At 43.3% G+C, this 16,048-nt stretch carries 13 protein-coding genes, 1 tRNA gene and 1 pseudogene; 3 read left to right on the top strand and 12 right to left on the bottom strand.

Annotation, left to right across the window (positions count from 1 at the left end; translation table 11 throughout):
- Positions 1–9: 9 nt before the first annotated feature.
- Together QZY95_RS00995 and QZY95_RS00990 are read right to left on the bottom strand one after the other, a co-directional pair.
- Positions 10–294 carry a hypothetical protein gene (locus QZY95_RS00995; protein WP_290918128.1) on the bottom strand — a complete coding sequence of 95 codons (285 nt, stop codon included), beginning with the start codon at positions 292–294 and terminating at the stop codon, positions 10–12.
- 4 nt (positions 295–298) lie between these two features.
- Positions 299–652, bottom strand: coding sequence for a hypothetical protein (locus tag QZY95_RS00990; RefSeq protein WP_290918125.1), 354 nt, complete (start codon positions 650–652; stop codon positions 299–301).
- Between the two features lie 241 nt (positions 653–893).
- On the opposite strand from QZY95_RS00990, the gene QZY95_RS00985 reads away from it, so the two are divergent.
- Positions 894–1,958, top strand: coding sequence for an MBL fold metallo-hydrolase (locus QZY95_RS00985; RefSeq protein WP_290918122.1), 1,065 nt, complete (start codon positions 894–896; stop codon positions 1,956–1,958).
- A gap of 82 nt (positions 1,959–2,040) precedes the next feature.
- Here QZY95_RS00985 and QZY95_RS00980 read toward each other — a convergent pair whose 3' ends face one another.
- The 3 genes from QZY95_RS00980 to QZY95_RS00970 form a co-directional block, all read right to left on the bottom strand.
- Positions 2,041–2,934, bottom strand: coding sequence for a hypothetical protein (locus QZY95_RS00980; protein ID WP_290918119.1), 894 nt, complete (start codon positions 2,932–2,934; stop codon positions 2,041–2,043).
- A 291-nt stretch (positions 2,935–3,225) separates the two neighbouring features.
- Positions 3,226–4,125, bottom strand: coding sequence for a site-specific integrase (locus tag QZY95_RS00975; RefSeq protein WP_290918117.1), 900 nt, complete (start codon positions 4,123–4,125; stop codon positions 3,226–3,228).
- A gap of 129 nt (positions 4,126–4,254) precedes the next feature.
- Positions 4,255–4,331: transfer RNA gene (locus QZY95_RS00970), tRNA-Arg, on the bottom strand.
- 523 nt (positions 4,332–4,854) lie between these two features.
- Between QZY95_RS00970 and QZY95_RS00965 the strand changes: the two genes are divergently transcribed.
- Entirely contained in the window at positions 4,855–5,760 is a 906-nt protein-coding gene (locus QZY95_RS00965) for a DMT family transporter (protein ID WP_290918115.1), read from the top strand.
- Between the two features lie 141 nt (positions 5,761–5,901).
- Here the strand turns inward: QZY95_RS00965 and QZY95_RS00960 are convergent, their stop codons facing one another.
- The 7 genes from QZY95_RS00960 to QZY95_RS00930 form a co-directional block, all read right to left on the bottom strand.
- On the bottom strand, positions 5,902–7,020 hold the full coding sequence (locus QZY95_RS00960) for an ABC transporter permease (protein ID WP_290918111.1): 1,119 nt from the start codon (positions 7,018–7,020) through the stop codon (positions 5,902–5,904).
- Complete coding sequence (locus QZY95_RS00955; protein ID WP_290918108.1) at positions 7,017–8,144, bottom strand: ABC transporter permease; 1,128 nt, start codon at positions 8,142–8,144, stop codon at positions 7,017–7,019. Before QZY95_RS00955 ends, QZY95_RS00960 begins: the two co-directional genes overlap by 4 nt.
- 15 nt (positions 8,145–8,159) lie before the next feature.
- Positions 8,160–9,935 carry an ATP-binding cassette domain-containing protein gene (locus QZY95_RS00950; RefSeq protein WP_290918106.1) on the bottom strand — a complete coding sequence of 592 codons (1,776 nt, stop codon included), beginning with the start codon at positions 9,933–9,935 and terminating at the stop codon, positions 8,160–8,162.
- Between the two features lie 6 nt (positions 9,936–9,941).
- The gene (locus QZY95_RS00945) at positions 9,942–11,018 is read right to left on the bottom strand and encodes an HlyD family efflux transporter periplasmic adaptor subunit (protein WP_290918103.1); all 1,077 of its coding nucleotides are present in this window, start codon (positions 11,016–11,018) and stop codon (positions 9,942–9,944) included.
- Entirely contained in the window at positions 11,011–12,525 is a 1,515-nt protein-coding gene (locus QZY95_RS00940; protein ID WP_290918100.1) for a TolC family protein, read from the bottom strand. The genes QZY95_RS00945 and QZY95_RS00940 overlap by 8 nt, the downstream gene beginning before the upstream one ends.
- Positions 12,526–12,793: 268 nt before the next feature.
- Entirely contained in the window at positions 12,794–13,510 is a 717-nt protein-coding gene (locus tag QZY95_RS00935) for a tetratricopeptide repeat protein (RefSeq protein ID WP_290918096.1), read from the bottom strand.
- Positions 13,511–13,709: 199 nt separating this feature from the next.
- Positions 13,710–14,267 carry a hypothetical protein gene (locus QZY95_RS00930; protein ID WP_290918094.1) on the bottom strand — a complete coding sequence of 186 codons (558 nt, stop codon included), beginning with the start codon at positions 14,265–14,267 and terminating at the stop codon, positions 13,710–13,712.
- Positions 14,268–14,809: 542 nt separating this feature from the next.
- On the opposite strand from QZY95_RS00930, the pseudogene QZY95_RS00925 reads away from it, so the two are divergent.
- Positions 14,810–16,048 (top strand): annotated as a pseudogene (locus tag QZY95_RS00925) (pyruvate ferredoxin oxidoreductase); the annotation flags it as partial.

The following is a 16,048-nucleotide window of genomic DNA, read 5'->3' as shown; positions in this document are numbered from 1 at the left end:
CGTTTGAACCTATTCATAATCGTCCGGGCTATTGATATAATCCCAAGCTTCTTCATCAAGCCAACCTTGATAGTCCGGTTCATCATCTTGAATATCAACAAAAAGATGATTTGCTTCACCAAACTCATCACTAAAAAGCTCACTTAAATCTTCAGCGGACGAATTAGAAATAACAATCACAGTTCCTGCAAAAGGGGAAAGCCATGCAGCGACTTCTTCACATTCATTCAAGAAGTCAAAGACGGTACGTTTTTTAAGCTTGTCTGGATTATATGAAAAAACATACGAGTACATTCTACTATTTCTCTTTATTTTTGTTGGACTTTCCGCCTCGAACACGTGGGCCTGGGCGAACTATGTGCTCTGTCGAACCAGTACTTTTATGCGCATTAGCTGTATAGCAAGCATCGGTTCGTAATATTAGATCTTTCTCTTTCAAAGCATAATGATAGCACTTGCATGCAAATGCCACTGTTGCAGCAGCACCTAATAGCGCTGCATAACAAATATAATCATGATCCGTACGATTCGTAACTATATAGGTCGCCGAAAATAACACACCAAAGACTATCAAGATAAGTGGTGTAAAAACTCCAGAAAGAGCTTCTCCTAGAAATTTAAACGCATGTTGACTCAATACTTTTTCATCCATCCGCTAACTCTTTTAGATTCATATTGCCCCGTACGTATAGGGCTTTGCTTAACCAGCAAAAATACCTTAATGCAAGCATTTGAAATATTGCATAAAAGTGTATCTAAAATCTCCAGAAAAGGAAAGATTGAGTTACAAAATAAAAAGAAGTATCCCGAAAACAGGTTTTACATAAAACAAACAGTTACAGCATGTTATGGCAAAAAATAATCACTCTCAATAGGTTACAAGGAATAAGCTCATGCAAAAACTCTATGCTTTCGATGTCGGCGGTGATGCTTTTTTATTAAAAAAAGGGGAAAAGCAAATACTCGTTGATGGAGGGCAAGCAAAAATATATGGGCGAGCGAATCCAATCTGCAAAGAATTAAAAAAAGTAGCTGTATTACATATTGATATCGCTATCTGCACACATCACGATGGAGACCATATTAAAGGATTAATCAAAGTTTTTAAATCAAAACGTCCACGTTTCACCTTCAACGAACTTTGGATCCCTGCCTTCTGGGCTTTTATCGAAGATTCATCGTTTAATGCCAAGACCGTATATGACAACCTAAATGAAATTATAATCAACGAGTTTTCCCGTGCTGATAGCATGATTGATGGACTAGATAATTTATCACAAAACCATCTCAAACTACTTCGCTCCCTCTTAACCCATTCTTTAGTGAAAAAGAAAACAGCCCAATGGATTAATGATATTTATCAATTATTGATACTTGCTAAAGAGAAACATTGTACGATTAGATACTTTCACCATGGCATCCCCCCTACAAGTTCACCGCTTGACCTATTTCCCGTAAATTCATGTGAAATTGATGCTAAAAATATAGCCAAGTTCAAACAACAACATTGTGCAACCTTTCTTGATTTTTTCAGATTATCTTGGGAAAATACGACAGCACTCGCATTTTATTCTCCCGAAACAGCCAAATACAATGGTGTTTTATTTTGTGCAGATAGTAATTTATCACCAAACTTTTTCAACCACACAACACCTCCAACCAGAGATATTATTGTTACAGCCCCCCATCATGGTTCAGATGGCAATGACAGTGCTTATGGTAAAATAAATATTTTTTCTCACAACAAAAATAATAAATATGTACGAGGAAGTTCACACTTGATAGCAAGGCTCAGTAACGAGTTTAAAAAAAAGCACACACTATGCACCTCAAATATCAAGTGTAACGGCAACAGCTGCGGCACACAAAATTGCACGATCGTACATTTACAACTTACCTCGCAAAAAAGTTGGCATCCCATTAGTGCCCCCCACCAGAATACAAGGGGCTGCCCATAACCATTCTAACCCATATCTGATCCTGCTAGAAACTTGAATCAAAAGTTAGATCACAATTTCAATCCTTACGAGCTCTATCAAATCAAGTTTTTATCAATGTCCCTTGTTCTGTTCGATGCTTAATTTGAAGAACTTTTAAAACTGAGCGCTTAGTAACAAGATTTCCTTTTTCACTCATATTCTGCTTGGTTTGCATAATAACTTTTAACATATCGCCATTCCCAAAGGGCATACCACTCACAACTCTATCCAAGAAGTTTATATCTTTTACTTTCGCACCAAATTCTCTACTTTCAGAAGATTCTTTAAAATACCACTGCTCTCCCCCAGTAAGACTAGGACGAGCAACTATAATCCATAACTTATCTGTATAAGCATTTTCAAACTCATCTTTTTTAACAAGCAAGGCTCTCTTGATACTGCTTAGCTCACGCTTGGTAACAGGAACACCTTCTGTGTTTGAAGAATTAACTGTAATTGCAGTTAATTCATTAGCTAATGGTTCTGCCACATCTTGAGCTGCTTGCAACATCACCGTACTATTTGCAATTTTATAAACAGTATTTGTTATAGTAATCTTTGAATCAGGAGCGGTTAAGATAATCTTACCATTCTCTTCAGATTCTTTTGTAGAATCAGGATGTTCTTTTTGCCAATTTAAAAACTGGAGCATTCCAGGCAGCTCCCCCTTTACAAGTCCTAGTATTCCCAAAACATTTGGTAACAGCGGCAAACTAGGCGCAAGTAAAGGTGCTACTTGTGCGCCCGCCTGAATACATATATCAAAAACATCAGACCCTCGACGATACTCCCGAAATACAACATCTAACGATAACTCAGAAAAACATCCTTCTCGATAAGATTCTTCCAGTAAATCTGCCATTGCTGCTAAGGATCTAGCGACATGTCTTATGTCACTTGGCTCCTTCGGTTTACAACTATTTTTGTATGTAATTGTAAGTAGTTCTGGTTTCACTTCGCCCCTCCTATAAAACATTTGTCATATCTTATAAGAGACTTCAACACCTACGGCCAATCGTCCTATCTCACCTCTTGTTCCACAAAGCAGCATTATATAATAGGATTATTCTTAACAATGCACCGCTGGTTCACATAAAAAAGCCCCTAAAAAGGGGCTTAGTATTAACGTTAACGCCACACAAAGAGCAAGAAAACTTCATTTCATCACATCTCGCTTTAATACATTTAATTTCACTTAATCTCACTCTATTTCACCTATTTTCAGCTCATAACCACATATAATATTTTATTTTTTCTCTGTTGACCTTAGTGGGTTTTGCATATAACTTTCTAAATACATTACTGCTTCACGACCTTGGAGGGGTGCTAGGTGTGAATAACGCATAGTCATTTTTATGTCGCTATGACCTAGCAGCCGGCTTACTACGGCTAAAGGAGTTCCCCCTTGAACTAACCAAGAGGCAAAAGTATGTCGTAATGTATGAAAAACAACACGCTGGCGACGATCGCGTATACCTTCGTTTAAGCCGCAGGCTTCTACTGCTCTTCTATAGAGTTTGCCAGCAAATTGTATTTTATTTCCGTGCATGGTCACAAAAAGATATGATCCTGCATTACGAGCGAGATAGTTTTCAGCAATCTTAAACGCAGCGCTATTTAACGGTACGACTCTGTTATCAGATTTTGTATCTACAACTGCAACAGTCTTTGCTGAAAGATTAATATGTTCAGGAAGTAAATTGAAAATTTCACCGGAGCGTAATCCGGTAGATAGTGCAAATAGACTAATGTCATGCCAAAGCTCAGACCGACGCTTTAATTCAGACAGTAGTAACTCCGACTCATCTAACGTAAGAAAACGAGTTCTCTCATTCTGAACACGAGGCATTTCAAAGATTGGAAGTGGGCCAGAGTACAGCTCCCATTGAATTGCTTTTCGCAAAATTCTACGGAGCAGCCCTAGCACATGGTGAACGGATTGCGGACTAAGATTTTTAGCTTCAATAGTACTTCGTAATCGAAGGATATCGATGCTTTTTACTGAATCCAAAGTTTTGTCACCTAAGTAGGGAGCAATATGCATTTCCCATACTTGAATGTCAGTTTTTGGTTTCCGAATGGTGGGGAGTTTGAGTTCTTTATACAGATTCCAAGCAGATTCAACGGTTTCTACGGCATGTCCCATGAAATTGCCCCCTTGTTTAAAGATTTGTCTTGAAACTTTCGGAAGCAAAAACTATGTCTATTTGTAGTTTCGTTAACCATAAAAAAAAGCCCTTGTAATGCAAGAGCTTGTAAGATGAAATCGTAATTATGGTGCGCCTGACAGGAGTCGAACCTGTGGCCTGCCGCTTAGGAGGCGGCTGCTCTATCCAGCTGAGCTACAGGCGCTTGTGAGATGGGTCTTTTAATCCTATTGCCTATAAAAGGTCAAGGAAAAGTCTAGAATAATTACTTTTAGTGTTAATCTAAAAATTTACTTCTAAAAAACATTCCTATTTCAAAATGTTATAGATATATTTCAAACATTATTTGCACCAAAGCTGCAAGACACATGATCGTAGCTTATACAGTTTCTTATCCGCCCATCTGCCCCATTCTTCAAAAAACTCACCGCAAAAAACTATATTTTTTGACGACACAAAAAAAGCACAACGCCATATGCCGTTTTTCGTACTCCCCTCTTTCTTTGATTGTAATCTCTAAATTTTCCTGATACTGCGCGGGTTCTGCTATCATATTGTTTGATAACGGATTGGTGTTTCATTTTCACTTTTAGAAAGATTCGTAAAAAACACTCGTACGACACAGGGTACTGATATTTTAATTTTTTTCAGCCAACTCTTTTACGTAACGAGTAATTTACGTTTCTTCTATTCCCGTTAATGTTTTGTACAAATAACGAGTGTACATAATGACCCGTTCTCATTCTACATCTGCCCTGCTTAGCGTTGTTGCAGGAGCAATTTGTATTAGTTTTTCTGCTGTGTTTGCAAAACTTGCATCAACAAGTCCCGACGTTTCTGCATTTTACCGCACTTTCATTGGTGGAACGTGCCTACTCGGTCTTTCTCTACTACAGTGCCGCGAATCTATTATCACGCTGCTTAAACGACATTCCGGCCTACTCTGTGCCGGAGGGCTCTTTTTAACATTGGATCTCATGGCTTGGCACCGTTCTATTAATATCCTTGGGCCCGGTGTCGGAACGATTCTCATAAACTTTCAGGTATTTTTTCTTGCAATTGCTGGATGGATGTTCTTCAAAGAACGACTTACTGCTCGATTCGTCTTTGCTGTACCACTTGCACTTGCCGGACTCTGCATGCTTATCGGGATCACACTCGACAGTTTCCTTACAAGCGAATTTTCAGGAATCGGGTTAGGACTTGCAGCTGCGTTATGGCTTGCCCTTTACACGTTAATGGTTCGCTACATCCAAATGCGCAGTCCTAATGTATCACCTGTAGCGGTTGTTGCCTTAGTCTCGTTGGCTTCAGCGGCAAGTATGGGAATATTTTTTATTTGGAATTCAACCTCAATCGCTATTCCAACAGCCACAGACGGCATGTGGTTATTTCTTTATGGACTTGTAAGCCAAGCAATAGGTTGGCTTCTTATTTCTCGAGGACTACCCGGAATTCCAACCTCACAGGCTGGTCTTACTATCTTAATCATGCCCGCGCTTTCTTTCATCTGGGACATTCTGTTTTTTGCCAGACCAGCCGGCATCATGGAACTGACTGGTGGGCTTCTGGCTTTAACAGCAATTTGGCTTGGCACCTCATCCCAAAGTCGTACAACTGACGCCACAGAATAGCTAAAACAAGAGCAAAATAGATTAAGAAGCGATAACGTTTTTTACATGAATGATCATGTTTTTGCATAACATGGTAACGATTTTTACACGACTGTAAGATAGCTGTCTTGCAGTCGTTTTTCTTTTGTATTCATTTGAGCTCTATTGAGTTCTCAGTCGAAACATAATTGCTGCCGCCGGCATTGTACCTGCTGAAATTATCAGCAATGGCCAAACATACGGCCAAATGGTCGACAAATCTGCACCCATTAAAAATATTTCACGCAATGCCTGAACAACATAACGGAGTGGGTTAACAAGCGTCCCATTCTGCAACCACAACGGCATGTTGCTTATCGGTGTTGTAAAGCCTCCAAGCAAAACAGACGGCATTATAAAAACAAATGCTCCAAGAAGGCCTTGTTGCATTGTCACTGACATCGATGAGATGAACAGCCCTACTCCTACAACTGAAAACAAGAACGCCAGAAGCACAATCACTAAAGCCACTATAGAGCCTCTAAACGGCACATCAAACCAATACGCAGCAGCAATGGACAACAATACAGCATCTGCTAATCCAAAAAAAACGCATGGAACAGCTTTTCCGATTAAAATTTCAGCAGGCTGCATAGGAGAAACAAGGAGCTGATCAAATGTGCCGAACTCACGTTCTCTAGCCACAGACAACGCCGCCAAAAGCATAGCAATCACCATGCTGATAATTCCGCCTAGCGACGAAACAATGTACCACCGTGTTTCCATGTTCTTATTAAACCACGAACGTTGAACAAGTGTGACCTGAGGATTTGCAGCCACGAGTGAAGCCTGAAGTTGAGCCCCGTACTGCTGGGTTATCTCCTGAATGTACCCAAGTGCAACTGACGCGACATTAGAGTTTCTTCCGTCAACAATGACTTGAATAACTGCTGGCTCATGATTAGTTACCCTATCCGCAAAGTCCGTGGGTATATGCAGTACAAGACGAGCATCTCGTGTATTTATTAACTCAGAAACCTGTGATGTAGAATCAAGCATTCCTACAAGTTCAAAGTGAGGTGAGCCGCTAAAATGATTCAGCAACGTGCGAGACTGCTCTGTTCTGGATTCATCCAGCACTGCATATTCAACACTCTGCAAATCAAATGTCGCTGAATATCCAAAAACAAAAAATTGGAATAAGGGAGGAATAATAATAACAAAACGACTTTTTGGATCTATCCAAATGAGCATAAACTCTTTAATCGTAAGCGTCAGTATTCGCCGAAGAACTTCAATCATTGCGGCAACCTTCTTCCCAATTTTTTACGTGCAGCAACAACCAACACTACACACATCACAAGCAAAACAAGACTTGCTGGAAGTAAAACAGACCACACGTTCCCTGCTAAAAAAAGGGTTTGAGTGATTGTGACAAAATACTTAGCGGGAATTATGGTGCTTATGTACTGAATAGCTTCAGGAGTGCTCTTTAAGTCAAACATCAATCCGGACAAAAAGAATGCAGGCAGAAAAGCAGAAAGAACAGATCCCATAGCCGCGACAAATTGAATGCGGGCAGCGGAAGAAATGAAAAGCCCCAGCCCCAGAGAGGCTATTAAAAAGATACTCCCCAACAGAACAAGTACGAACAAAGACCCACGCAACGGTACTTCAAAGAGGAACACACCGAGAATAATGGATAGCGCCATGCCTATCATTCCTAACACATAATAGGGCACAAGCTTTCCAAGCAAAATTTCATCGGACGATATTGGAGTGCTTAGCAGAGCCTCCATTGTTCCACGTTCCCACTCCCGCGCAATAACAAGAGCTGTAAGCTGTGTGCCTATAAGAGTCATAATGAGGGTCAGCAGCCCCGGTATAAGAGAGTATGTACTGTTGGCAGCAGCATTAAACCAGATACGAGGTTCAATAACGACTGGCGGCGCGTAGCTCCTCCCTGTCTGTAACGCAAACCGTTCCGACCACATACCAATTGCATTTTGAATATACCCCTCGACTATCCTCGCTCTATTGGCATCAATCCCGTTCAAAATCAGTTGAATGGGCGCCTCCTCTCCAGCCTCCATCAACGATGAAAAATTAGAACGAATATGCACAATGCCATCCACATGGTTCGATTCCATTAATAGAACAGCCTCAGGTATAGAATGCACTGTCACCGGTCTAAAATATCTGGAAAGTTGAAAACGCGCTTTTAACTCCTGTGTCGCTGGACTTGCCTCATCAATAACAAGTGCTATGGGAACGTTAGTAGGCTCAAGAGAAACGCCATACCCGAAGATAAGTAGCAAAATAACCGGCATTACTATGCCTAACAACAAACTGCTAGGGTCACGCCTGATTTGCAGCACTTCTTTACGAATAAATCCGCGTAACCGTATGTACGAAATTCCAGCCATACAGATCTCTCTTCTTTACCCATCCGCAAGCATAATAAACGCATCCTCAATTGTAGGATTCGGTTTCGCCTCTGTCACAGCATGTTGTCTAATTTGTGCCGGAGTTCCCGCTGCAAGCTGTTGTCCTTGTGCCATTATGAGTAAATGATCACAGTATTCAGCTTCTTCCATAAAGTGTGTTGTTACAACGACGGTAACCCCTTCCTGAGAAAACTTATTGATTCGAGCCCAGAACTCTCGACGTGCAAGCGGATCTGCACCGGAGGTCGGTTCATCAAGAAATAATATTTCAGGCTCATGCAGCATTGCTGCTGCCATAGCAAGACGCTGCTTAAATCCGGCGGGCAAACTTTGAGTAACCACATCTTTTCGATCTTCCATATCAAACTCAGTCAACGCCCAGTCCAAACGCCGAGTTAACGCATCACGTTTCAAGCCATACGCTTTGCCGTAAAAGCGTAAATTTTGTGACACAGTGAACTGCTGATACAAAGAAAACTTCTGTGCCATATATCCAATGCGGGAACGAGCCTTGGAAGGGGCTTTGCGCATGTTATTCCCAGCAACATGAATACTGCCGCCGGAGGCCTTGAGCAGCCCGCACAACATTCGAAAAGTAGTAGTCTTCCCTGCCCCGTTTGCACCGAGCAAACCGAAAATTTCACCACGCTGTACCGAAAACGAAATATCATGAACCGCTGTAAATGCACCAAACGTCTTCAGCAGCCCCGAAACATCAATGGCTGCCTGACGTTCTTCAATACCTTGTTCTACCCCATGTTGTGTTCTTTGCATTCCGTCCAGTGACAGCTTTTCAACAGCAGCCCCATCCTGTTGAAGCATGTCGACAAAAGCATCTTCAAAACGTGGTGCCACAGGCGTAACAGCCCCCTCAAGTTCACGCCTCTCCTTACCACCTGTCTCTTCTACAAAACCACTGTCACTTGAAAAAACGGCACGCACCGTACCTGATTGAATCGACGCATCCACAATGTCTGAACGTTGTAGAATTTCTCCGTGCAGATGCCGGACACTCTGATTTGGTGTTGGAGAAATGGTGTAAACACGCCCCTGCACCCGCTCATAAAAACTTGCCGGAGTTCCTTCTGCCAATTTTACGCCGTTGTGCATTACAACAACATTGTTACAACGCTCAGCTTCATCAAGGTAAGCTGTAGAGACTAAAACCCCCAGCCCTTCTTCTTGAACAAGCTGGTACACAATGCGCCAAATATCTCTGCGTGAAACAGGGTCTACCCCCACAGTCGGCTCATCAAGAATAAGCAGTTCAGGTATCTTTACCAGACAACAGGCAAGACCTAGTTTTTGCTTCATGCCACCGGAAAGCTGACCTGATCGCCTCGCTGTAAACTTGCCGAGGTCAGTCATTTCCAGTAATCGAGCAAACTGGTCGTCCCGTCCTGCCATTGGCACATCATGTAAATCAGCATACAAATCTAGATTTTCTTGAACAGACAAATCTTCGTACAATCCAAACTGCTGAGGCATATATCCAATTCGGGGACGAATTTTCTCAGCCTCCCGCACAACATCATGGCCAAAAACCGTAATTGCCCCAGCCTGAGGAACAAGAAGCCCTGCGGCAAGACGCAGACATGTTGTTTTACCTGCTCCGTCTGGCCCTACAAGCCCTGTCACTGAACCGGAAGCTACAGACAAATTCAAACCATGCAATGCCACAATCGGATGTTTGCTTTGGGGTTTAAACACCACCTGCAAGTCGTTAGCTTCCAGCAACGCCTTTGTTGCTGCTTTTTCCCGCACCGACATCAACAACTATTCCTGTGAATCACTGCTGGCTACATCTACAACGTCTTCGGAAGATACACTAACCGGAGTGTCCAAGTCGGCGTTGATATTCCTATTTGAAGCTGTGTCCAATGAAACTGTCACAGGCATTCCTAACTTTAATCTGTTTTCAGGATCATCTACCCACACACGTACTTCATACACAAGCTGAGTACGAAGCTCTGTCGTTTCAACACGTTTGGGAGTAAACTCTGCTTGTGGAGAAATAAACCCAACCCAGCCTTCAAAAGGCTCTGCAAAAGTGTCTGAGTACACTGCTGCCGTCATACCTTCTGTTACCAGCCCCAACTCAGGTTCGGGCAAATATGCGCGTACCCATTTGGGCTCTGTCACAGCTAAGGTAAATGCAACTCGCGCTGGTGAAGCAAGTTCTCCAAGTTCAGCAATTCTGTTTTGAATTGTTCCGTCCACAGGGGCTATTAGCTGTAACTCCCCCATTCGAACGTTAAGCAGCGCAACTGCTGCCTTTAACGCTTTCAATGTGGCCTTTGCTTCAGCAATATCTTCTTTGCGATACCCTTCTTCAGCCAGACTCAATGCATTTTTCTCAACCGCAAGTTGAGCTTGAGCCAACTTGACAGAGGTTACTGCGTCATCAAGATTTTGACGAGTACTGGCACCTGAAGGCGTTGTGTTTCGAACTCTTTTCATCAACGCTTCTGCGTTTTGTAATTCAATCTGCGCAGCCCGAACTTTTGCGTGAGCCTGTTTTACTTCTTGCGGACGAAGCCCAGAACTAAGCTTCTTAACAACCTTTTCCTGTGCCTCTACTTTCGCCACGGCTTCATTATATTGAGCTGCAAGTCTATCTTTCTTTTGTACTGCCAAAACTTGCCCGCTCTGCACTACATCACCTTCGTCAACAAGCATTTCACTAATATACTCTTGTTCACTGAAAGATAACTGAACCGTGCGTAAATCTATCTGCCCATACAACGTGACCTCTTTTGTATCTTCCATCAGTGTAGAAGGGCTGAAATACCACCAGAACACCAACCCGATACAAACAATAAGCAGAATTAATAACAACTTCCGTTTATTCATGACGCTGCTCCTTCTGGGACTGAACTTCAGACACAGTACCTACGGTTTTCACATCGCTTGCTGTTTGCTGAACACGCTCCGGTACAACATCCCAACCGCCGCCCAATGCACGGTACAAATGGATGACTTCCCCTAATTCCTGCTGCCGAGCCACGACAAGCGCATCCTCAACATCGACCTGCTCCAGCTCACTCGACACTACAGCATCTTTATTTGCCAGCCCGTTGGAGAACAAACGACTTGTTAACGTTGTTGCTTGTCTAAGCTCTTGCATGGCACACGTTAATTCTGCAACCTGCTTTCCTGTTTGCGCCACACCAACAGCGCTGTTTTCTACTTCCGCAACGGCATCAACAACTGTCTGCTGCAAAGCAAACTTGCGCTGCTCGGCCTGAGATTTTTGGACAGCAATCTGAGCATCGATTCTTCCGCCAGTAAAAACCGGAACCAATATTCCACCACCAAATGCATAGACGAGCGTATCTGCATGAAACAACTTTTCGAAATCAGCAGTTTGGAAACTCAAGACCCCGCCCAACGCTATTTTTGGGTATCGCTCAGCTTCTGCTGCACCTATGAGCGCAACAGATGAGGCATACTCCTGCTCAGCTTTTCGGACATCCGGTCTTCGGGAAAGCAAACTCGCCGGTAGCTTCATTCCAGCTACAACAGGCATAGGAAGTTGGCACCCTGAAGCGTAAGAGACTTTACTTGGAGGTGTACCAAGCAATGCTGCGATGCTGTTCTCAGCAATAATTTTTGCCTGTCCCAGAGCATGGAGTTGGGACTTTTCATGACGGATAGCGGTTTGGGTCTGTAAAAAATCCTGTCTGGTTCCGGTGCCTGCTGCTAATCGGGAAGCAGCCAGTTTGCTCTGCTGCTCCAAAAGCAACACCTTCCGTTGAGACAGCCGAACGCGAGACTCAACAGCACGCAAATCAACATATGACAATGCAAGCTCAGCAACTAACGACACAGCAACATCACCATACGCAGCACGATTTGCCTCAATGGTACTATCCGCTGCTTCAACAAGACGCTGAACACGTCCCCACAAATCTAGCTCCCACCCTGCCAAGGCTGCGCCAGCAAACAAACTTGTTTGCACACCTCCGGGAACACCGATTATGCCTTGTGCATCATCGGCGGCTCGAGTGCGTAAACCATATCCACCTAGATATGCTTTAGGGAACAAATCTGCACGGGTTACCCCTCGTTGAGATCGAGCTTCTACAATCCTCGCACGCGCACTCTTGAGCGTCAGGTTCTGAGCCAACAACAAATTTACAAGTCGCTCCAGTTCCGCATCGTGAAACTGTGTCCACCACTGCACGGCTGCACTTTCCGGACACAATGAAGGAAGTGGCGTCTTCCACTTTTCACCATGAAACTGTGTAAGATCAGGAGCCACATAATCAGGCCCCACCTTCCAGCAACCACTAATCGCTGTAAGGCAGACAACAAAACCGGCTATATATAAGCCGCGCACAATTCGTCTATTTTTCATGCACAACCTGACTCGCTATGGTTTATAAGAAAAATCTCTTTGCTCAGGCATACACTTTTTTTTGTTTTTTATTAATATTTTATATAAAATTTCTAGAATAAATGACCTTCAACTTTTTATTCCCCTTCATTCAATAGCCTCTTAGAAAAATTGATTACACAATAAAAAAGGCTGCCCATCATTCAAATGGGCAGCCTTACTTCTTTACAAGCATGCTCAATAGCTACCAGCGATAACAAAGCCGGTAAGCAAGTCTTACAAACTCTTACTACATCTGTTCAAGACAAAGAGCCAAATTTTGCTGACACGCTTTAGCCATTTCGGAATCTTCCTGACCAATGCGTTTACAACACTCTATGGCTTCTTCAAGAGCAAGTTTTGCTTCAGGAAGGTTTTGACAAAGCATCAGTGCGAGGCCTTTGTTCATAAGAGAAAATGCTGTCTGCTCATGATCGCCGAACTTCTGTTTTTTAATATCAATAGCCTGTTGGTGGAGTTCAACAGCTTCTTCTGCTCTACCTTGTTCTTCACGCAAACGGCCAAGGTTACCAAGACAATCAGCAACTTCAGGACTGTCGTGCCCTTTTTCAGTTGTCCAGATAGTAATAGCTTCCATCAACACCAGTGCTGCATTGTCGAGATCTTTCTTGGCATAAAGAATAGAAGAAAGATTAAGAAAGGCATGAGCCATATCATCTGCTGTTGTTCCCTCAGCCCCCTGCAAAAGACCGATGCCTTCGTTAGCGATAGCTTCAGCTTGCTCCATGTCGCCTGTGTACAACAGAATACGACTCGCATTCTGAATAAGCTTTGCTCGTAACAGCATATCTTCAGGGGCAATTTCCTCCTGAAGTCCAATACAAACCATTGCAGCTTCAAGAGCTTCTTCCATCATGCCGGATTCGGCAAACTCAACAGCTCGCTGCTGAAGCTGAGCAATCTGCTGCAAGCCTTCAGCGTCAATCGTAGTTTCGGTCTTAGTCATACAACTCTCCTGCGATAAAAAAGGCAAAAAACAACCATTACCGGAGTTTCTTGCGCATGTGTCTTCATTTTCTTTGCGTATGAAATAGCCTTCTAACGCACGATTCACAAGCATTTTGACTCGTAACTACAGATTCAACAAAAAAGATGCGGAGCTGCATCAAACACGTTGCAACCCCGCATCTTTTTGGGTGCTATTACTATCCATGATTTTCCATCAGGCAAGGAACCAAATTGAAGATAGGAAAGTACACATCATCAACTGGAATCTTCATTTTCTTCGCAATATCCTTCTTTCGATCTAACAAAGACTGCTTATTCTTTGTCTGCTCCAGCATCCACGTACGAATGCGGAACATATCTTCTTCAGAAGGCATTTCGTCAGCAATATAGGCAACCCACTTTGCAGAGGGTTTACCGTTCCAGCCTATCAGTTCCGGTGAATATGTCATATCCAGCAGCTGTGGAAAAAACAGCGCGTAATCTTTAGATGGATACACTTTTACGACAATGACCTGCTGTTTATTCTTATCACACAGTTTATATGCAGCTGCTTTCGCAGTATCAATCAAATCCGTTTGCGAAAGCGTATGGGCGTCTTGAACAACAACACTGGCACGAACTCGCTCCAAGTCCATTTTCGGTACACTTTCACTTTGTACATCAACATATTCATATGTTTTTACCCCTGCCACACCAGCTTGCGCGACGAACACAAGCATACAGCCTGTAAGAACAGCATAAAAAAGAGTACGCATGTCATCCTCTACTATAACGTTATGCGTTGCTCCCCAAGCAAAGCAGTCTCTAAAACATATCTGCATCCATCACTCCCGCGGCGCACCAAAGGCGGGATTATTTATTCTGTAGCACACCCATCCTAACAAGTTCAATAAATTCTATATATTCTAACCGAAACGCCTCAGATTCATCCCGCGACTCTTCTTACAAACAAGGCCAGCTTTTTCCCTCAAAAATCTAGAGAACCATGCTAGTGCTGGACAAATTTGTGAGATTCGGTACAACTGATTTCCACATTTTTGACACGCGTACACAAGGCCGTACCCTACAGGCAGCGTCATACGCAGACTTCTGCCTTTTTAACGCCCTTTAAACACGCTGTAATCTTGTATAAAAAAGGCACCTGTGTAATGACTAACCGGACGTAAGGTTACACGATTTGTGCTAAACACATTCACTCAGATAATTATATTGCTGTTTTGCGCGCTTTCTCTTTACTGCCATAGATAAAGCACCCCGCACAGCACCTTTATTTATTTCAATTACGAGCGAGTAAATCATGAATGCTATGAAAAAGTTATGTACTGAGGAACATGGACATAAAACAGTCCTGCAGGGGAACATCGCCTTTGCTGCTGGATGCGTGCGAAATGGCATCCATGCTGTAGACGGCTACCCGGGAACTCCTAGTTCTGAAGTTATCGACAAAGGTTTGTCACAGGTGCAGGATATGATCACTGTCGGCTGGTCCGTAAGTGAATCAGTTGCACTGGGCGTTGGCCACGGGCACACACTTGCAGGTCGCGACTGTGTTGTAACAATGAAAATCCCCGGGCTGTTTCAGGCAGGCGACGTTTTTACCAGCCTTGCAACTTTTTCTGTTCCACGCGGTGGTCTTGTTCTGTATGTAGCAACAGACTTTACTCCAAGTTCCACTCAGCACGTAATTGATCCACATTTACTGTACAAAAGTTCTTTTGTCCCTGTATTTGAGCCGCGCAACCATCAGGAACTCTACGAATCTTCAAAGATTGCAGCTGACCTTGCACGTAAATTTAACTCAGCAGTTATCATCCAGCCAAGCGGTGTACTCTGTCACAGTGAAGGTCTTGTTACACTTGCTGAAACTGAAACACGCGGCCTTGCAGAAGTTGCTCCGATGAAACAGCTTAACGCTCTTCCTAACCTTGCACGCATCAACTACGACCGTGTTATGGAAGAGCGCATGCCTGCACTCACCAAATACATTGAAGAAAGCCCGCTCAACGTGCACATCAAAGGCAACGGAAAACGCGGTGTTATAGCATACGGTGTAAACGCACTGTACATGGAAGAATACAAAGAGCTGTACGATAATGATATTGACGTACTGTCCCTCGGCTTCACCAACCCGCTTCCAATGCAGAAAATTAAAGATTTCTGTGCATCCATTGATGGTGACGTTTACGTATTGGATGACGGCTACCGTTACCTGCAGGATGAATGTGCTGCTGCCGGTCTCAAAGTAATCGGCAAGCCGGAATTCAGCAAAGTAACCGAATGGACACCTGCAAGCATTGCTGCTTTCCTTGGTGAAGATATCAGCTCAAAAAGTGTTTCCGCTGCACCTGTACCGCGTCCACCAATGATTTGTGCCGGTTGTCCTTACCGCCTCTTTGCTCAGGTTGCTGCGCGTATGAAGAAAAGCGGACAACTTGAAGCTATCTTCGGCGATATTGGTTGTAACACTCTGCTCTACTTCATGAATGCTTTGGACACCGGTCTTGCTATGGGCGCAAGTGAAAGCAAACGTACAGGC

The organism is Halodesulfovibrio sp., assembly GCF_015482765.1.
In the GTDB taxonomy this organism is placed as follows: Bacteria; Desulfobacterota; Desulfovibrionia; order Desulfovibrionales; family Desulfovibrionaceae; genus Halodesulfovibrio.
Note: the sequence above shows the minus strand (reverse complement) of the source record. Positions and strands in the feature narration are given on the sequence as shown.

What these genes read in the sequence shown, in the direction of transcription:
- QZY95_RS00995 (WP_290918128.1), bottom strand. Translation starts at nt 294, where the DNA reads ATGTACTCGTATGTTTTTTCATATAATCCAGACAAGCTTAAAAAACGT.
- QZY95_RS00990 (WP_290918125.1), bottom strand. Translation starts at nt 652, where the DNA reads ATGGATGAAAAAGTATTGAGTCAACATGCGTTTAAATTTCTAGGAGAA.
- QZY95_RS00985 (WP_290918122.1), top strand. Translation starts at nt 894, where the DNA reads ATGCAAAAACTCTATGCTTTCGATGTCGGCGGTGATGCTTTTTTATTA.
- QZY95_RS00975 (WP_290918117.1), bottom strand. Translation starts at nt 4,125, where the DNA reads ATGGGACATGCCGTAGAAACCGTTGAATCTGCTTGGAATCTGTATAAA.
- QZY95_RS00965 (WP_290918115.1), top strand. Translation starts at nt 4,855, where the DNA reads ATGACCCGTTCTCATTCTACATCTGCCCTGCTTAGCGTTGTTGCAGGA.
- QZY95_RS00960 (WP_290918111.1), bottom strand. Translation starts at nt 7,020, where the DNA reads ATGATTGAAGTTCTTCGGCGAATACTGACGCTTACGATTAAAGAGTTT.
- QZY95_RS00955 (WP_290918108.1), bottom strand. Translation starts at nt 8,144, where the DNA reads ATGGCTGGAATTTCGTACATACGGTTACGCGGATTTATTCGTAAAGAA.
- QZY95_RS00950 (WP_290918106.1), bottom strand. Translation starts at nt 9,935, where the DNA reads ATGTCGGTGCGGGAAAAAGCAGCAACAAAGGCGTTGCTGGAAGCTAAC.
- QZY95_RS00945 (WP_290918103.1), bottom strand. Translation starts at nt 11,018, where the DNA reads ATGAATAAACGGAAGTTGTTATTAATTCTGCTTATTGTTTGTATCGGG.
- QZY95_RS00940 (WP_290918100.1), bottom strand. Translation starts at nt 12,525, where the DNA reads ATGAAAAATAGACGAATTGTGCGCGGCTTATATATAGCCGGTTTTGTT.
- QZY95_RS00935 (WP_290918096.1), bottom strand. Translation starts at nt 13,510, where the DNA reads ATGACTAAGACCGAAACTACGATTGACGCTGAAGGCTTGCAGCAGATT.
- QZY95_RS00930 (WP_290918094.1), bottom strand. Translation starts at nt 14,267, where the DNA reads ATGCGTACTCTTTTTTATGCTGTTCTTACAGGCTGTATGCTTGTGTTC.